9 protein-coding genes are annotated in these 19,560 nt (G+C 42.1%); 2 read left to right on the forward strand and 7 right to left on the reverse strand.

The genetic code is table 11. The features are described from left to right. Window positions 1–8: 8 nt before the first annotated feature. The 7 genes from HFC68_RS08095 to HFC68_RS08125 all read right to left on the reverse strand — a co-directional run bounded on the left by HFC68_RS08095 (window position 9) and on the right by HFC68_RS08125 (window position 17,999). Window positions 9–7,892: a KxYKxGKxW signal peptide domain-containing protein gene (locus tag HFC68_RS08095; protein ID WP_167399768.1), complete on the reverse strand. Its 7,884-nt coding sequence runs from the start codon at window positions 7,890–7,892 to the stop codon at window positions 9–11. A 387-nt stretch (window positions 7,893–8,279) separates the two neighbouring features. Further along, complete coding sequence (locus tag HFC68_RS08100; RefSeq protein ID WP_167399769.1) at window positions 8,280–8,858, reverse strand: Ig-like domain-containing protein; 579 nt, start codon at window positions 8,856–8,858, stop codon at window positions 8,280–8,282. Then, complete coding sequence (locus HFC68_RS08105; RefSeq protein WP_167399770.1) at window positions 8,848–13,311, reverse strand: Ig-like domain-containing protein; 4,464 nt, start codon at window positions 13,309–13,311, stop codon at window positions 8,848–8,850. The genes HFC68_RS08100 and HFC68_RS08105 overlap by 11 nt, the downstream gene beginning before the upstream one ends. A 1,181-nt stretch (window positions 13,312–14,492) precedes the next feature. Next, the gene (locus HFC68_RS08110; RefSeq protein WP_002834326.1) at window positions 14,493–14,711 is read right to left on the reverse strand and encodes a KxYKxGKxW signal peptide domain-containing protein; all 219 of its coding nucleotides are present in this window, start codon (window positions 14,709–14,711) and stop codon (window positions 14,493–14,495) included. 234 nt (window positions 14,712–14,945) lie between these two features. Further along, a complete protein-coding gene (locus HFC68_RS08115) occupies window positions 14,946–15,527 on the reverse strand; it encodes a sigma-70 family RNA polymerase sigma factor (protein ID WP_011672849.1) in 582 nt (193 codons plus the stop codon). Between the two features lie 231 nt (window positions 15,528–15,758). Continuing rightward, a complete protein-coding gene (locus HFC68_RS08120) occupies window positions 15,759–16,925 on the reverse strand; it encodes a galactokinase (protein ID WP_167399771.1) in 1,167 nt (388 codons plus the stop codon). 57 nt (window positions 16,926–16,982) lie between these two features. Then, window positions 16,983–17,999 carry an aldo/keto reductase gene (locus HFC68_RS08125; protein ID WP_011672847.1) on the reverse strand — a complete coding sequence of 339 codons (1,017 nt, stop codon included), beginning with the start codon at window positions 17,997–17,999 and terminating at the stop codon, window positions 16,983–16,985. A gap of 188 nt (window positions 18,000–18,187) precedes the next feature. On the opposite strand from HFC68_RS08125, the gene HFC68_RS08130 reads away from it, so the two are divergent. Both HFC68_RS08130 and HFC68_RS09300 read left to right on the forward strand, forming a co-directional pair. Further along, entirely contained in the window at window positions 18,188–19,330 is a 1,143-nt protein-coding gene (locus HFC68_RS08130) for an ArgE/DapE family deacylase (RefSeq protein WP_372237466.1), read from the forward strand. 28 nt (window positions 19,331–19,358) lie between these two features. Then, window positions 19,359–19,560 (forward strand): hypothetical protein (locus tag HFC68_RS09300; protein ID WP_218574071.1); only part of this gene is annotated, 202 nt, incomplete at its 3' end.

The raw sequence follows: 19,560 nt of genomic DNA on the forward strand, positions 1-19,560 counted from the left end.
CCCCAAAACTAATCTTCACCATCGCGTTTACGTTTCTTACCAAGTCCGAAGAGACCAAGGCTTCCAGCAAGCAATCCTAGAATTCCTACTTCACTCATTGAAGAGTTGTCTTCTTCGCCAGTTTGTGGCAAGCGTTTTGCAGGAGCTTGTTGTTGCATTGCTTTTCTAGCCACGTGAGCTGGTGTAACAGTCTTCGTTGGAGCAACCTTAGGAGCAGGTGCTGCTGGTTTTTCTGGGGCTGGAGTTGGAGCAGGTTCTGGTTTTGGTTCTGGTTTTGGTTCTGGTTTTGGAGCAACTTGCTTATGATGGTAAACAACCACTAGGTCAACATTTTCAGTTGGGTTATCAAGTGCAGCAATCACATCTTGGTCTGCAACATAGCCATCAATATCAGGACTATCTACAGCTTCAAATGATCCGTCTGCTGTCCATTCACCATACGTTACGACCGTTGTGCCATCTGCATTGAAGTGAACATGGGCATCACGAGTGTAGTGAACCGTCTTCGTGTAAGTATCGGCCAATTCATTACCATTTTCATCAACGTAATGGATTGTTTCTGTTACATCCTTGTTCAAATCACCTTCGTCCACACCGTCTGGGTAAACCGGACTATATGGATTTGATGGGTCGAGCGGTGTATCTGGAGAAATTGGGTTATCAGGTGTAACTGTATGATCAGCGACGTAATAGTAAACTGTTTCGTTAAAGTCAGCACCTGGTTCTGTAACTGTGCGTCCGTCAATAACTGGGCGGTCAGCAACATATCCGTCAATTTCTGGTGATGTAACTGCGTCAAATGAGCCGTCTGCTGTCCAGTCACCATACGTTACAGTAGCATTACCGTCTTGGTCGTATGAAACATGGGCTGTGCGTGAGTAATGAACCGTGTGAGTATAAGTGGCAGCCATTTCTTCGTCAGTTTCAGCGTTAATGTAATGTACTGTTTCTGTTACATCTTGGTTCAAGTCATCATCATCTACACCATCTGGGTAAACTGGACTATCTGGATCCGCTGGATTGATTGGTGTATCTGGGTCCTTTGGATCGTCCGGTGTTACGTCTTGGTCTGTTGGGTAGTAGATTACGGTGTCACTAAAGTCAGCTTGACTTTGTGGATCAGTAACTGTCTCACCTGCGACGGTCTTATCAAGAGTGAAGTACCCGTCGTACACTGGACTATCTACCGCACTGAAGCTATCGCCATTATCAGCTTTCCAATCACTATATGTGACCGTTGCGTTTCCGTCTTGGTCATAGTGAACAGTTGCTGTACGTGTATAGTGAATATCCTTCGTGTATGTGCCGAGTTCATTTCCATTTTCGTCAACGTAATGGATTACTTGGCTAACATCAGCATTCAAGTCGTCTTCATCTACACCATCTGGATATACTGGACTTAATGGATCATCCGGATTGATTGGTGTATCTGGGTCCTTTGGATCATCTGGTGTTACGTTTTGATCCGTCTTGTAGTAGATTACATTTTCTACAAAGTCAGCTTGATTTTGTGGATCAGTAACCGTCTTACCGTCAACACCCTTGTCAAGGGTAAAGTAACCATCGATATCAGGGTTGGCTACCTTATCGAATGAACCATCAGCTTTCCATTCCCCGTATGTGACCGTTGCGTTTCCGTTTTGATCATAGTGAACAGTTGCTGTACGGGTGTAATGAACATCCTTCGTGTATGTGCCGGCTAATTCTTTACCATTTTCATCTACGTAATGGATGGTTTCCTTAACATCAGCGTTCAAATCGTCTTCATCTACACCATCTGGATATACTGGACTTAATGGATCATCCGGATTGATTGGTGTATCTGGATCTTTTGGATCATCTGGTGTTACGTCTTGACCAGTCTTGTAGTAAATTACGGTGTCGCTAAAGTCGGCCTGACTTTGTGGATCATCGACTGTCTTGCCTGCGACGGTCTTATCAAGGGTGAAATAACCGTCATAATCTGGACTATTGACTACACCGAAGCTATCGCCATTATCAGCTTTCCAATCACTATATGTGACCGTCGCGTTTCCGTCTTGGTCGTATGTGATACGAGCTGTACGGGTATAGTGAATATCCTTCGTGTATGTGCCAAGCTCATTACCTTGATCATCGACATAATGAATTACTTGGCTAACATCAGCATTCAAGTCGTCTTCATCTACACCGTCTGGGTAAACCGGACTTAATGGATCATCCGGATTGATTGGTGTATCTGGGTCCTTTGGATCATCCGGTGTTACATCTTGACTTGTTGGGTAGTAGATTACAGTATCGCTAAAGTCAGCTTGACTTTGTGGATCTGTAACAGTCTTGCCTGCGACGGTCTTATCAAGAGTGAAGTAGCCATCGTAGTCTGGACTATCTACTGCACCGAAGCTATCGCCATTATCAGCTTTCCAATCACCGTATGTGACCGTTGCGTTTCCATTTTGATCATAATGAACTGTAGCTGTACGGGTATAGTGAATATCCTTCGTGTATGTGCCGAGTTCATTTCCATTTTCGTCAACGTAATGGATTACTTGACTAACATCAGCATTCAAATCGTCTTCATCTACACCATCTGGGTAAATCGGACTTAATGGATCGTCCGGATTGATTGGTGTATCTGGATCCTTTGGATCATCCGGTGTTACATCTTGATCAGTCTTGTAGTAGATTACGGTGTCACTAAAGTCAGCTTGACTTTGTGGATCATCGACTGTCTTGCCTGCGACGGTCTTATCAAGTGTGAAGTATCCGTCGTAGTCTGGACTATCTACTGCAGCGAAGCTATCGCCATTGTCAGCTTTCCAGTCACCGTATGTGATACCAGTAACATTACCATTTTGGTCGTAATGAACTGTAGCTGTACGAGTATAGTGAATATCCTTCGTGTATGTGCCGAGTTCATTACCGTTTTCGTCTACATAGTGGATTACTTGACTAACATCAGCATTCAAATCGTCTTCATCTACACCGTCTGGGTAAACGGGACTATCTGGATCACTTGGATTGATTGGTGTATCAGGGTCCTTTGGATCATCTGGTGTTACGTCTTGGTCTGTCTTGTAGTAGTAAACCGTTGTATCAAAGTCTTTTTGACTATCAACATCATCAACGGTGTAAGCACCGGCTTTACTACGACTTGGGAAGTATCCGTCAACTACTGGTGAATCAACATCCGTAAATGAACCGTCTGCCTTCCATGGGTCGTAAATAACTTCCTTGACTGTTCCGTCAGTATTGTAAATTACGTGACCAACACGTGAGTAATGAACGTCAATCGTCTTGTCAGGAGCAACTTGTTCGCCAGTTTCTGGGTCTACATAGTGAATTGTTTCAGTTACGGTCTTGTTCAAGTCTTCATCTGTTACACCCGCTGGGTATACTGGACTGTTTGGATTACTTGGATCGACCTTGTCACCATTATCCTTTGGATCATCTGGTTGAACTGGTTGGTCGTCAGCGTAGTAAGTGATAGTAACATCATCCACTGTGCCTTGTTCAGGATCTACACCCTTAACTTCGCCCGTATGTTGAACATCAGCAAAGTAACCATCGAAAGTAGGTGAATCAAATCCCTTGAAGTAATCGTCGCCGTCAGCTTCCCAGTCACCATAATGCGTAATTTCGCCAGTTACGGTATCAATTGTTACTGTACGATCAAAGTTTACTTCGTTCGTTGTGTCAGCTTGCATCTGACCGCCAGTTTCTCCGTTATGGTAGTGAACAGTTTGCGTTACAGTTGCATGCGTATCATCGTAGTATGGATCATCTGGATCACTTGGATCAACCTCCTTGTGTCCATGTTTCAAATGAATTACAACGTTATCACTATCATCGGCGGTGAACGTAATTGTAACCGTCTTGCCATCTGATGAAACTACGCCACCGTCGGTGCCGACATATTCATAGCCATCTGGGATTGTCACGGTATATGTTGTGGAATCGTCCGTCTTACCAGTAACTGTTACGATGTCACCGACTTGAGCACCGCCCTTATCGTCATCAACGTAAGTAACCGTGGCATCTTCATCACTTGCTGTATAAGTAACGGTTACTTCGACATCATTAACTTTTCCATCTTTTCCGTTTGTAACGTTTGGTTTTTCGCCAGTTACTTCCGGTTTATCAACTGCATAACCTGGCTTATCTGGTGATGTTACTGAACCAAATTCAGTATCATCGACTGCTTTCCAGTCACCGTATGCTGTGATTTCCCCAGTTACTTCATCGATTGTTACACTACGTTCGTAATCCAATGTTTGTGAATCATTATCATCGAAGACTGTATTACCATCTTGGTCAACATAATGAATATGTTCTGTTGATGTTGTGTGCGTATCATCGTAGTATGGATCATCTGGATCGCTTGGATCAACCTCCTTGTGTCCATGTTTCAAATGAATTACAACGTTATCGCTATCATCAGCTGCGAAAGTAATTGTAACCGTCTTGCCGTCTGATGAAACTACGCCACCGTCGGTGCCGACATATTCATAGCCATCTGGAATTGTCACGGTGTATGTTGTAGAATCGTCCGTCTTACCTGTGACTTTTACGATGTCACCGACTTGGGCGCCGCCCTTATCGTCATCAACATAAGTAATCGTGGCGTCTTCGTCATCAGCCGTATAAGTAACGGTTACTTCAACATCATTAACCTTTCCGTCTTTTCCATTAGTAATTTCTGGTTTTTCGCCAGTTACTTCAGGAGTATCAGGTGTGTATCCCGGCTTATCTGGTGATGTAACGGTGCCAAATTCAGTATCATCGACCGCTTCCCAATCACCGTATGCTGTAATTTCCCCAGTTACTTCATCGATTGTTACACTACGTTCGTAATCCAATGTTTGTGAATCATTGTCGTCGAAAACTGTATTACCATCTTGGTCAACATAATGAACATGTTGAGTCGATGTTGCATGCGTTGCATCGTAATATGGATCATCTGGGTCGCTTGGATCAACGTCCTTGTGTCCATGTTTCAAATGAATTACAACGTTATCGCTATCATCAGCTGCGAAAGTAATTGTAACCGTCTTGCCATCTGATGAAACTACGCCACCGTCGGTACCGACATATTCATAGCCATCTGGAATTGTCACGGTGTATGTTGTGGAATCGTCCGTCTTACCAGTAACTGTTACGATGTCACCGACTTGAGCGCCGCCCTTATCGTCATCAACGTAAGTAATTGTGGCATCTTCATCCATAGCTGTATAAGTTACGGTTACTTCGACATCACTAACTTTTCCATCTTTTCCGTTTGTAATTGTTGGTTTTTCGCCAGATACTACCGGTTTATCAATCGCATATCCTGGTTTGTCTGATGATGTTACTGAACCGAATTCGTCACCATCAACTGCTTTCCAGTCGCCATATGCTGTGATTTCACCAGTTACTTCATCGATTGTTACACTACGTTCGTAATCCAATGTTTGTGAATCATTGTCGTCGAAAACTGTATTACCATCTTGGTCAACATAATGGATAACTTGGTTCGCTGTCGTATGCGTGTCATTGTAGTATGGATCGTCTGGGTCGCTTGGATCAACATCCTTATGTCCATGTTTCAAATGAATCACAACGTTATCACTATCATCATCCGTAAGAGTGATTGTCACCGTCTTACCGTCTGATGAAACCACGCCATTACCATCAGCTCCGACGTATTCGTAACCATCTGGAATTGTGACTGTTGTCGTCTTTGATGTATCTATATCGCCATTAACGGTCACAACATCACCAACTTTTGCGCCGTCTTCGTCATCATCAACAACCGTAACCGTTGCAGTAGCTTGTTCAATGAAATAGACAGTCATATGTCCATACTCTTCGCTGAATGCCTCTTCAAAGTCACGGCTCATTGAGAATTGGCCTTCACCATCAGCATCATTACTCTTAGCTGCATCGTACCGGTATTTCGTCCCCACTGCCTCATCACCAAAAACACCTGTACCTGCAGCTAAATTCTTGATAAGCTGCGTTAAATCGATCCCAACATTCGCTAGAATATCCTTAGCTGAGCTATCAATACTTCCCATATCAATACCATCGACGGTAATCGTACCATCTCCATCAAATTCGATATAACCCAGAACGTTATCATCTTGATCCTTAACCTCGACGATAACTCGACCTTGATAAGTTTGATTTTCAGACGTAGGCATTCCTCTAGATCCATCATTTATACTATTTGCTACATGTTTAGTTGTAGAAATTTGATCATAAAAGCTAGCTCCATCTAATGCAGTAGAACGGACGATATCTCTAACTTGTTGGTCCGTCAGGTTGAAGTATTTATAATTTTGATTGTCCGAATAACTTTGAGAATTGGCAGTTCCATTCGCAGTATCGTAGACAATTAACTGTGCCCAATTTGTATCATAATTACCGGAAGGTATTCCATCACTACCTGATTTTGTAAACCCTAATCGTACATTTTGATCTTCCCATACGTTAAGTCGTACAAATGCATCTGCTTCTAATAGCGCAGAACCGGCACGATGACCACCATCTCCAGTATAGCTGATTACATGGCTTGCAAAAAAACCTAATTTTCGTTGACCATTGGTGTAGCTTTTATCCCAAGTGTTCGCTGGGTTGCCATCACTACTAGTGCCACCAATCCAATCTGAACCCAGACAGATCATCCATTTACCCTTTAAAAATTCGTCCATTGTAGTAGCTAACAGACCAATCAATGGATCAGATACACGCGATTCTGATGCGATTAATTCCAAATTACCATTTTTCCTATTGTAACTTTTGGATCCATCTTCGAAGATGTATTGCGTAACTATTGCTACGCCTGATGGACTTTTATCTTCAACGGTTAAGTTGTGTTCTTTGACATAGTCTAAAATCTTTTCCGTTTCACCTTTAGTTAGAAAGTGGTGGCGACCATAATAAGTATTATCCAAGTAAATGGACATCACTGAGCCATTTACTGTAATATAATCCCCTTCGTGAGCACCTTTTTTAGTGTTAGTTCCCTTTTCAAAGAATTGATCACTTAAATCAGTTCCGGCACTAGCTTTATGGGTTGCTTGAGCTTGTTTAGGGAGTCCCTTCACCTTGAGGTGATTACGCGTTGCGTAATCAACGATAGCTTGATACTGTTCGTCAGTTAATTTTTTATTAGCTGCTACGCTAAAGACCAACTGATTGCCGGTTTGTTTAACTGTTGCGACATCATCAAGATGGAATTTAGTTTTCAATTCTTGTGAACTGGATGCGCTTGATTTAGCACTAGTTGTAGCTTTTTTTACTGCACTTGAATTAGTAGTTGCGGCAGCACTCTTAGTAGCTGCGGAAGTTGCTTTTGAACTACTCTTCGTCGTAGCCGTACTGGAAGCTTTACTTGCTGAACTACTATTAGCTTTAGATGTGGCACTTGAGCTAGCCACACTACTGTTTTGATCAGCAGCTTTAGATGTAGCCTTACTTGTAGCTTCGCTACTGCTTGCTGAAGAGGCCTTTGAACTACTTGAGCTGGCTGTCGAAGTTGCTTCAGAAGTTGTTGCTGAAGATGTTTCAGAGCTAGCACTACTTGAAGTAGCTGAACTAGTAGCGCTGGAAGTAGCTACGCTAGTAGCCGATGAACTAACTGCGCTACTAGTAGCTACGCTAGTTTTTAAAGCTGCGGCACTAGGTGCTGCGCTAGAAACCGCACTACTAGTAGTACTGTCATCCGTCTTAGTAGCCGCTGTTGATGTAGCAACGTCAGCATGCACACTTTGTGGCATTAATTGTGATGACAATCCTCCCGTAGCAAAAGATAAGGTTGCTAGACCTGCCACCAACCAAAGTTTTCCTGATTTATACAGATGGAAACGTTTCTTTTCTTCCATACTGTCGTGTAATACTTTCTGATTCGCCTTGATTATTCTCTTGGACATAGAATAAGCCTCCTCGATTTTTTAACATTTTCACACAACCTGTTTATTTATCGCCTGTTATAATTAACAACTTATCAATAATAGTAGACATGGTTCCGTACACACCCTAAATAATACATCATAAACTGTATTTTGTCGTGTGTTTTTCGAATTTTTTTTCGGTCCGAGAAAATAAACGCCGTATACTTATTTTTTCGATAGAAACGTTAAGGAGTTACTTATTGTTATCAAAATCTATTTAAGGGGGTACAATTCTTTTTGAGTATCACTTTTTGGGTAAAAGTAACAGAAAACACGTTATCAGTCCTATAAACTAATAACGTGTTTTGCTATTCTATGGCCCTACCACCATCATTTGTTACTTTAAGTAACCATGATTTTTTGTGGTTACATATCGGTTACCGTCATGATTACCTCCTCACTTTGGTTACCAGCTGGATCAATTTGGACAAAATGGATATTCTCGCCAGCTGTGAGCTCAACACCGTCTGCTAGGTGTATCTCCCAAGTACCATCGGCTTCTACTACTACACTGCCGAGTACAGTACCATCATCAAGGTAAGCTTTTATTGTATCACCCGGTGTTCCTGTTCCCGAAAACATAACTTGAATTGAAATTATAGCATTGACTTGCGGTGCACCCACTTCTTTTGGTACTACTGTAGTTGGCACTTGCTCACTTTGGTTACCGTCTTCGTCAGTTTGCACGGCGTAGATGTTGTCACCATTTTTGAGATCGATATAACTTGAGACATCGACCGTCCAGTCACCGTTGGCATCGACCATTGCGCTACCGATTTCCGTACCATCATCGAAGTAAACCGTGACCGTGTCACCTGGTACACCCTTACCAGTGATGGTAGGGTCACCGGCAGTTGGAGCATCAATTTTTGGATTTTCGACTGTTTTTGGTAGCACCGTTGTACTTGCTTTATCACTTTGGTTGCCGTCTTTGTCAGTTTGCACAGCATAGATATTGTCGCCACCATTGAGTTTTAGTATGGTCCGAGACTTCTACTGTCCATGTACCATCTTCGTTGACTACGGCACTACCGATTACAGAGCCGTCATCGTAGTGGACCGTCACCGTGTCGCCTGCCACACCTTTACCAGTGATCGTTTCAGCACCAGCGATTGGCGCATTGATTTCTGGTTTCGCTACTTCTTTTGGTAGCACTGTTGTACTTGCTTTATCACTGTGGTTGCCGTCTTTGTCGGTTTGTACCGCGTAGATGTTGTCGCCACCATTGAGTTTAGTGTGGTCCGAGACTTCTACTGTCCATGTACCATCTTCGTTGACTACGGCACTGCCAATTATAGAGCCATCATCATAGTAGACCGTTACTGTATCGCCTGCTACACCTTTACCTGTGATTGTTTCAGCACCAGCGATCGGCGCATTGATTTCTGGTTTTGCTACTTCTTTTGGTAGCACTGTTGTACTTGCTTTATCACTTTGGTTACCGTCTTTGTCAGTTTGAACGGCGTAAATATCATCGCCCGCATTCAAGTTGGAATGGCTTGGTACATTCACAGTCCAAGTTCCATCAGCCCCAACTACGGCACTGCCAATTACCGATCCGTCATCAAAGTGAACGGTCACTGTATCACCCGCCGTTCCCTTACCACTAATAGTTCGGTCCCCTGCAGTTGGAGCCGTAATTTCTGGTTTTGCCACTTCCGCCTTTGGTAGTACCGTTGTATTAACTTTGTCACTTTGGTTACCATCTTGATCACTTTGCACGGCGTAAATCTTGTCGTTTGCTGCTAGGCTCGTATGACCAGAGACGTTCACGGTCCATTTACCCTCACTATCGACCACCGCACTGCCGATTACGGTGCCATCATCAAAGTAGACCGTTACTGTGTCGCCGGCTACTCCTGTACCAGTGATAGTCTGATCGCCTTCGGTTGGGGCTTTGATTGTAGGATTTTCTACTTCTTTGGCTTTGACCGTGGCATTGGCCTTATCACTTTGATTGCCATCTTGATCGGTTTGTACAGCGTAGATATTATCGCCACCATTGAGTGTAGAGTGGCTTGGTACATTGATGGTCCATGTGCCGTCGCTACCAACAACTACACTACCGATTTCAGAGCCATCATCGAAGTAGACGGTTACGGTATCACCGGCCGTTCCTTTACCAGTGATGCTCTTATCACCGGCGGTTGGAGTATCAATATCTGGTTTTGCTACTTCCACCTTAGGTAGCACTGTTGTGTTGGTTTTATCACTTTGATTACCATCTTGGTCGCTTTGCACAGCGTAGATATCATCTCCAGCATTGAGACTCGTATGACTTGAGACCTTCACTGTCCATGTGCCATCAGTATCGACCACTGCACTGCCGATTTCGGAGCCGTCATCGAAGTAAACGGTCACAGTATCACCGGCCGTTCCTTTACCAGTGATGACTTTGTCGCCCTCAGTCGGTGTATTGATTTCTGGTTTGGCTACTTCTGCTTTCGGTAAGACCGTTGTATTGGCGTGGTTACTTTCATTACCGTCTTGGTCGGTTTGAACAGCATAGATGTCGTCTCCGGCATTCAAGTTCACATGGCTTGATACATTCAATGTCCAAGTTCCATCACTGTTGACAACCGTACTACCGATGACTGAACCATCACTGAAGTGCACGGTGATTATATCACCCACGGTTCCTTTACCGGAGATTGTCCGATCGCCTTCGGTTGGCGCGGTAATTTCAGGTGTAGCCACTTCTGCTTTTGGTAAGACGATTGTATTAGCCTTATCACTCTCATGACCGTCTCGATCCGTTTGGACAGCATAGATATTGTCACCCGCATTCAAGTTTACATGGCTTGATACATTCAACGTCCAAGTTCCATCACTATTGACGATGGTGCTACCAATAACTGAACCGTCACTAAAGTGCGCGGTGATTGTATCACCCGCAGCTCCTTTACCAGAGATTGTCCGATCGCCTTCAGTTGGCGCGGTAATTTCAGGTGTAGCCACTTCTGCTTTTGGTATAACCGTTGCATGCGTTTGACTACTTTGATTACCGTCCTGATCCGTTTGTACGGCATAAATTCCGTCACCCTCAATTAATTTAGCATGATTTGGTACACTAATCGTCCAAGTTCCATTATTATTAACAACTGTGCTACCAATCAAAGATCCATCATCAAAGTAAGCTGTAACCGTATCACCAGCTATCCCTGTTCCAGAAATGACCTGATCTCCAGCGGTTGGCTGGTTAATTTGTGGAGCTTCAACAGCACCGGTAACTACGCGATAGGTTGGTTTGCTTTGATTTCCCTTAGTATCAATTTGAATAGCGCTTAATTCTTCGCCATCAATCAAATTCAGATCAGCTGGTAAACTAACGGACCAAGTGCCATCCGCTCTTACCGTGGCTGTTCCAATCAGATTACCCGTGTCATTGTTGTAAAGCTTGATAGTATCATCATAGACACCAGTTCCAGTAACTTTGCGATCTCCTGCTTTAGCAGGGTTGATAATTGGGGATGCAACTTGATCTTGTACTCTTTTTGATACTTCATCACTCCGGCGTCCTTGCTGATCAATTTGAGTGGCGTAAATGACTTCCCCGTTGTATAAAGTATATCCAGGTTCCAAATCAACTACATACTTCCCATTTTCATCAACGATACCTCGCCCAATTGGATTGTGATTATCATTGTAAATAATGATTGTGTCGCCGGCAATCCCTGTACCACTCACTGTATTATCACCAGTAAATGGTTGGTCAATAGTTGGTGGAGCAACTACTACAGGTGATGGTTGGACAACAACGTCTGTCCCTTTACTTTCAACCCCGTCAACGGTTTGAGACACATCAATAATAGTTCCAGCTGTTTGAGGTGTGATTTTGAATTGGAAACTACCGTCACTGTTGGCCGTTCCAGAGGCAATGACTGTGCCACTAACCGTAACTTCAATATGAGCTCCTGGCTCGGCTGTTCCACTAATCATTCCATCGGTATCATAAATTGGTTGATCAACATATGGAGCTGGCAATTCATCTTTCTTTGGCATTAATTGATTAGTATCTAGCGATGCTCTGGCTGTATAGTCAGATACATCATTCCAGTCAATAATCGAAGTTGGTTCAGTTAAAATTGCTTCAAACGGATAGTTGTTAGAAGCATCATCAATCGTTTCATGATAAGTATTGACCGCTCCTCCTAAATCCAAATCAAAGGTAATTTGATAATTTTTCCATCCTAACGCTGATTCACTAGGATTTCTAACCATCAAATTTTCCCCGTCAAAACTATAGCCTTTGGCTATATAGTCATAGTTATCCTGGTAAATTGATGTGCTGAAATGGAAATGCCCCTGGATGAATTCATAAAAACTATTATCAGCCTTCATTTTATTAAACAAATCGCGCAATTGTTTTGGTATTTGAATTGATATTTGTGAATTTTCGAAAGCTTGAAGACTAAGCGAATCTCCGTTGTAAGTAAAAATTAAGTGTCCTGAATAAGTCCCATCATCGTTAATTTTAAGACCATTGATAGCTGAACCGTCAATTTCTAAGGTACCATTAGCCAAGACATCGATTCCGGCCTTTACGTTGCCGCTCTTATTTGCTTGCTTTTGGATATTACTTTGCTTATCGGTATCGGTTTTCTTTTTAGTTGTATCAATATCTTGATCTTGTTGATTATTTTGATTATCAATGGCTGCTTTAGCCGCATTGTCATTAAGATCCTTATTTTGGTTATCGTTTTGAGCTGGATTAATTCCGTCTGCATCTACGGTAGCAGAACTCGAAGCAGCGCTTGATGGATTGGTACTTGCGTTCGAGCTAGCATTCGAACTCGTAGCTGAACTAGTTGCCGACGATGTGGCGTTGGATGAAGTTGTTGCTGATGAAGTGGCATCTGATTTAGCCGATGTATTTTTTGCCGGTGTGCTAGCGGAACTAGCCGCACTAGATTTTGTCTTTTCCCCAGATGTACTAGCCGAACTATTGGCTTTAGTTGCCGAAGAGCTAGCCGAGGAAGATTGTGTTTTAGCTGCACTAGAAGGAGCTTGTGAATCCTGTTTTTGAGTATCGTTGCTTACACTAGGAGCGGTGCTAGCTGTTTTAGCTTTTGATTCCGTCACTGCGGAAGTCGCGGAACTTGGAGTTGAGCTAGTTGCGCTTGAACTAGCGGAAGTTGCTGCTTTGGTAGCAGCACTTTCAGGCGCCGAAGAAACTGTGGTCGCCTCTTGTTTCGTACTATTTTTTTGAATCGCAGTAGTTTGAACTGTGTCGTTAACTGTATCAGCTTTAGCGTTACTTGTAGAGACCATTCCCGTCCCCAACAATGAAAGCATTACAGCCGATGCGAAAATCCAATGTTTATTGGCTTTATACATCTTAAAGTTTTTATTTTCTATATCAACAATATTTTCCCTATTTCTATACCTTCTTACCATTATAAAAACTCCCATCAAAAAAATTTTTTTAAGCTAGTCCGCAGATAATTCCAGCAATTGATATGTACGATTAAGTGTTTCTTAGCTTATGCTGAAATAATAATACCCGCTGTTTATATTTGCAAGCGTTTACACTTAGATAATAGTAAGTTTTTCACATATTCCCATTTGAGGAATCTGACAGGTGTTAAAATCCCATGGTTAAGGCGTTTATAGCGTTTTTGTTTATTATGAAAAAGATGAAAAAGCGAAAAAATTATCTGTAAAAATCATTTTTTAAGCAAAAGAAAATAGCCCAGAAATTTTATCATCAAAACTTCTAGACTATTACTTTACTTGTAAGGAAGATTCTTATTTACTAGTGTTTAACTTGAACTGCGCTTTAATTTTGGAATTGTTAGCCTACCTAAAATCTATGAAAATCATCCATTAGATTCCGACCCATAACTACTGCCCCCAGTAGCCTTAATTCTTACCATTCTTCACTTCTTCCCAAGTGAATCATTATCATCCCAGATCTGTCGCTTCCCCGACAGATGTACTTGCTCAAGTATTTTTTTCTTACCACTTTTTACGGAGCTTGATTCAAAACCCTTTGTTGCGATATTGCGTGCCGCCTTCAACGAAGTCGGACTTCCCCTGTTACTGCTTACCCATAAAATGCGTCATTTCACAACTCAATTACATCCCCTAATTGCACATTGCGAAAATCGTTTTTTGCGCACAATTCCGTCATTAACCGATTAATTCCTACAATAATCGTACAGTAGCCTTACACTAGTGGTTATTTAGTCTTACAAGCCCCTCCCCTTGTTCTCAAAGAACGTTTATCCACCACCACTTCAAGGAGATTTTCCCAAGAAGCTCAGATCAGTGGCGGTGCTTAATGCCTCACGACATCTTGGCCCTACCTCCATGAGAGACTTGTAATATTAAATTTTAAGAATCATCCTTTCATTTTTCGGAAACCGTGTCAGTGCAATAACAACTGCTGTTATTGGTCCACCTAAAACTGTTCCTTTATTTTTAAAGTTTAAATTTATTGGTTATAGTTGAGACCGCTTTCACTCGTTCTCTATATTCTATCATACTTGCCTACAAATGCCTAATACTTTCAATACTTTTTTTTGAAAGAAATTTACCTGAGCAACCCACAAAAAAGGAGCCAGTATGCTTTTTTATTAATAATGGTACGAAGCCATTCTGGTTACCCCATCTATCTTTTGCGATCGTTGTAGTTCGGTATCATCCATTTCGAAGCTATCGGAGTTGCCCGCTGTCCCAAACAGCGTAATAACTTTCGATGCTAAAACCCACTGTTTTCCAACCTTGAACATTTTTAAATTACTAGATTTCTGATTTACAGCGTGTAAATCACCCACAATATTTTCCTTACCCATTAAAAATATTCCCCCGTTTATATTAAATTTATATGCAACCAAACCTAAACGAAGTAAGCCCGCTTCCCCGGACGTACTTAGTGTTGCTATAAAACACGTTCTTACTTCTGGTATTATAGTATTATTTTTCACAATATTTTGCAAGCGTTTGCCGTAGGAATTTATCGGTCATTTATTTTACCTAACCAAAAAACCACGGGTAAAATTTACCCCCGTGATTTTTACTAACCTGTCCTATTTTTTCAGTGCTTTGGTATAGTCCATATCCTCACCTTTACCGATAACATATAAGGCCTTTTTTCCGACCGCTTTTCGCCACTTATAAATGCTCTGACGACTCACTTTTTCTTTACGCGCAATTTCTGCTCCCGAAAGTTGTTCCACATAACAAGCTTTCAAGAACCGTTTTTCAGCTGGCGTGCAAAGTTTGTAAACCTCTTGGAAAAGTTGATCAGACATTATGCGTTCTACCCACGATGGTTTATGCCCCCATCGGGCTTCTTGTTTCTCATCGTCTTCTAGTTCTACAGCTTGCACGTCTTTTTCCTTTTGTCGGTAACGAATGATGTCCAGCACTCGCCAGTAAACCGCCTGATAGGCGTAGCCGTGGAACTGTCGATCGTTTTCCTGCAAGTCCTGTGGGAAGCGTACGTATGCTTTAGCGTATGCCAAACGAGCCTCCTGCAAAAAATCGTCAAATTCGACTGAGCGAGTGTTAATGTGTAATTTTTTTAATGCGCCGTACACGATTTTTTCGTGGCCGTCTTCTAATAAGTGTTCTAATCCTAGTTTAATTGTTCTTTCATTATTTTCCATTTCTTGAATCTCCTAAAGTGTAGATCCAAGGGCCCTTGGTCAATTATTAATACTACAGAAGTCAAAAACGGTTTTTAAGGTGTAGTTTTTGGTCCAAAACGTGTAGTTCATCCCGAAAAAGGTGTAATTCGTCTTTTTTATTATATTTTAGTTAGAACATGGCATTTTGATGATAGAAAGTAAAAAAACCACGAAATGAGTTATTGCGGTTCTCATTTCATGTTTTTTTACTTAAATTTTATGTGGTCCATCGACCACTTTGGCTTCGTAGAAATCAGCGGCATAACCAAATTGAGCTTGGTACTTAGCACCCACTTTTTCGATTAAATCGGCTACTTGATCCTGTTCAACCAAAGCAATCGCACAGCCACCAAATCCGCCACCAATCATCCGCGCGCCGAGTACCCCGTCATGTTCCCAAGCTTCACTGACTAACAGGTCTAGTTCTGGAACACTCACTTCATAGTCATATTGAAGTGAGATATGGGAAGCATTGATTAAACGACCAAATAGTTTCAAATCGCCGTTATCTAATGCTTTTTTGGCATCCATCGTACGTTGATTTTCAAAGACCGCATGCCGAGCCCGTTTGATTAAAGTTTCGTCTCGAATCAAATAGGTGTATTGGTCAAAGGCAGGGTTGGAGAGGTCTCCTAGCGTGCTGATGTTGAGTTTTCGCTTCAGACAATCTAAGGCTTGTTCACATTCCGCGCGTCGCGTATTGTACTCCGAATTAGCTAACGTATGCGGCTTATTGGTATTCATGATTAATACGATATGCTTTCCTAAGTCCAACGGTGAGTACTCGTATTCCATGGTATTGGCATCTAGGAAGATTGCTTCGTTGCGTTTCCCCATTTTGACCGCAAATTGGTCCATGATGCCTGAATTTACCCCAATATAATTGTTCTCCACCCTTTGTCCCGCCTTCGCCATGACTACGGGGTCGACTTTAAAATTAAATTCGCTACTAAGAATGGTACCCATCAACATTTCAATCGAAGCCGATGACGATAATCCAGCGCCATCTGGCAAATCGCCTTCTAGGTAGAGTTCAAACCCATGATCGTAGTCCGCATGGGCTAAATCCCGAATTTCGCGCATCATTCCTCGAAGATAATTGCTCCACTGGTATTGCGGTTCAAAATCGAGGTGGTTTACATCAAACTCCAACACTCCTACCTCTGGAAAATTACCAGAATACATTCTTACCAGTCCATCCGTTCGGCGTCGATATCCGCCGTACGTCCCTAAACTGATGGCGCATGGAAAGACATGACCTCCATTGTAATCGGTGTGTTCTCCGATTAAATTAATGCGACCGGGTGAAAAATAGACTTCGTCCACATCTGTATGAAAAACTTCTTTAAACTTATTTGAAATTGTAGTTTTATCGATGTTCATTTCAGCCTCCATAATTAGTTTCCGAATGAAAGATTTTGAACGACGGGTGGATTAACGGGTGCTCCAGTCGATTGGCGTTTGTTCTCCAAGAATTTGTTCAATTTGGGCTAACTCTTCATCTGAGAAATCAAGATGATCGAGGGCCCGTACATTATCAATCACTTGTTGAGGTCGGCTAGCTCCGATAAGGGCGCAGGCCAAGGCTGGTTCACGAAGATTCCAAGCTAACGCCATTTGAGCTAAGCTTTGTCCTCTTTGTTGAGCGACTTGGTTTAATTTTTCAACGGTCGCTAAGGTTTCTTTAACTTGAACTGGGCTCAAAAATGGAATTGTAGCTTTCTTGGCCCGTGAATCATCAGCAATTCCGCCGAGATACTTATCCGTTAGCAATCCCTGTGACAAGGAACTGAAACCAACAGCGGCTTTTTGTTCCTTTTCTAGCACTGGGAAAAGGTCGGTTTCCGCTTGTCGATTGAACATATTGTAACGTGGTTGGTGAATCACAAATGGTGTATGCAATTCTTTAAAGATGGCTGCCATTGCTGCGGTTTGTTCACCGTTGTAGTTAGAGAGTCCGACATATAAGGTCTTGCCTGCTCGCACTAATTGATCCAAAGCCAAAGCAGTTTCTTCAATGTTAGTTTCTGGATCGGGACGATGGCTGTAGAAGATATCAAAGTAGTCCAAGCCCGTCCGTTTTAAACTCTGATCGGCACTAGCGATAATACTCTTTCGTGATCCCCAGTTACCATAAGGTCCGGGCCACATCACGTAACCTGCTTTGCTAGCAATAATCATCTCGTCACGATAAGCGTGCATGTCAGACTTCATAATCCGACCGAAGTTTTCTTCCGCACTACCGGGTTCGGGACCATAGTTATTAGCCAAATCAAAATACGTAATTCCCAAGTCGAAAGCTTGGTGGATGATTTCTTTTTGGTTTTCTAACGGATCCACACTTCCAAAGTTGTTCCAAAGTCCTAATCCAATTGCGGATAGTTTTAATCCACTATTTCCAATTCGGTTATAAAGCATTTGGTCATAACGTTGTTTATTTGCTTGATACATAAGCACATCTCCTCGAGTTTAGTCATTTAAAGATACCGCTTTCATAGGGTTTTATCAAGGTATTTGCGACCATTACCCTAATTTCGGCTGAATCTTTAGAAATGTGTAACTTATGTTTTTAGTGGCAGTTTTAGTAAAAAAAGCGTAAGCTATTTTATTGAAAAAGGATGAAGGAAGGAATGGATACTATGGTTTCAAATTCGCAAACATATCTAAAAATTTTAGCTGATTTAATTAAAATCAAATCTGTTAACGATCACGAATTAGAAGTTGCAGAATATTTGCAGGATTTATTCCAAGAAAATGGCATTGAGGCAAAAATTCTCCCACTTGAGGGTCAGCGGGCTAATCTAGTTGCCGAAATTGGGGAAGGCGCTCCTGTCTTAGCTGTTTCCGGACACATGGATGTCGTTGATCCTGGAAATTTGGCTGCATGGGATAATGATCCATTTACCATGACTGAAAAAGATGGCAAACTCTTTGGTCGCGGAATTACAGATATGAAGGCTGGTTTAGCAGCTTTAGTAATTGCCATGATTGAATTGAAAAAACAAGGCTTACCCAAAAAAGGTACAATTCGTTTGCTAGCAACTGCCGGAGAAGAGGTTGGTGAAGAAGGTTCCGCCGCCTTTTATCGCGATCATTATATGGAAGACGCAGCGGGCTTGCTAATTGCGGAGCCTTCTACCGTCTACGGTACTGCTTCTGAACAAAAAGGTTCTTTCGATATTAAATTTACTTCTAAAGGTACTTCCGTTCATAGCTCTACTCCTGAAAAAGGTTACAACGCTCTAGTACCGTTGATGCAACTATTGAATGAAGCTAATACCTACTTCGAAACGATTCCAGCCGGAGAGATGGGACCAGTACGTTTCAACATTGACGTTTTGAATGGTGGTAGTCAGATTAATTCCTTACCTGATTTAGCTACCGCTTTGGTCAACGTTCGTACGATTCCAGAATACGATAATAACCAAGTGGCTAAGCAGATTGAAACATTCGTTAAATCTTACAATGCAAATGGAGCTCAAATTAATACAGACTTAATTATGAATGAATTTCCAATTGCTACGAGTCCTTCCAACCAGTTAGTTAAAATTATTCAGTCACTAGGTAAAGAATATGCAGGACGTGATATTGTCGTGGCTGCAAGCCCCGGAATTACCGATGCTTCTAATCTAGCTAAGGATAAGCCGCATGATTTTCCTTTTGCTGTATATGGGCCAGGAGATGGTTCCCAACATCAAGTTAACGAAAGTTTACCTAAACAGATGTATTTAGACTTCATTGAAATCTATCAAAAATTATTTATTGAATTCCTCGAAAAATAATATTACCTACTAAAAAGAATCGTTAGCGATGATGGCTGACGATTCTTTTAATATGTTCTCATTAGGTTATTCGCAATCTAAATGGAACTTAATTTATGCCGGGCTAATTTTAGACACAAAAAAAGAACCTTCCAACGGAAGATTCTTCGATGTGCATGGCAACGTCCTACCCTCGCAGGGGGCGATCCCCCAACTACTCTCGGCGTTAAGAAGCTTGACTTCTGTGTTCG

It is taken from the genome of Pediococcus sp. EKM201D (genome assembly GCF_011800215.1).
GTDB lineage: Bacteria > Bacillota > Bacilli > Lactobacillales > Lactobacillaceae > Pediococcus > Pediococcus pentosaceus.

Bases quoted from the DNA above. Each gene is read 5' to 3' on its own strand.
- HFC68_RS08130 (WP_372237466.1), top strand. From the start codon at position 18,188: ATGGTTTCAAATTCGCAAACATATCTAAAAATTTTAGCTGATTTAATT.
- HFC68_RS08110 (WP_002834326.1), bottom strand. From the start codon at position 14,711: ATGGGTAAGGAAAATATTGTGGGTGATTTACACGCTGTAAATCAGAAA.
- HFC68_RS08105 (WP_167399770.1), bottom strand. From the start codon at position 13,311: ATGGTAAGAAGGTATAGAAATAGGGAAAATATTGTTGATATAGAAAAT.
- HFC68_RS08095 (WP_167399768.1), bottom strand. From the start codon at position 7,892: ATGTCCAAGAGAATAATCAAGGCGAATCAGAAAGTATTACACGACAGT.
- HFC68_RS08125 (WP_011672847.1), bottom strand. From the start codon at position 17,999: ATGTATCAAGCAAATAAACAACGTTATGACCAAATGCTTTATAACCGA.
- HFC68_RS08115 (WP_011672849.1), bottom strand. From the start codon at position 15,527: ATGGAAAATAATGAAAGAACAATTAAACTAGGATTAGAACACTTATTA.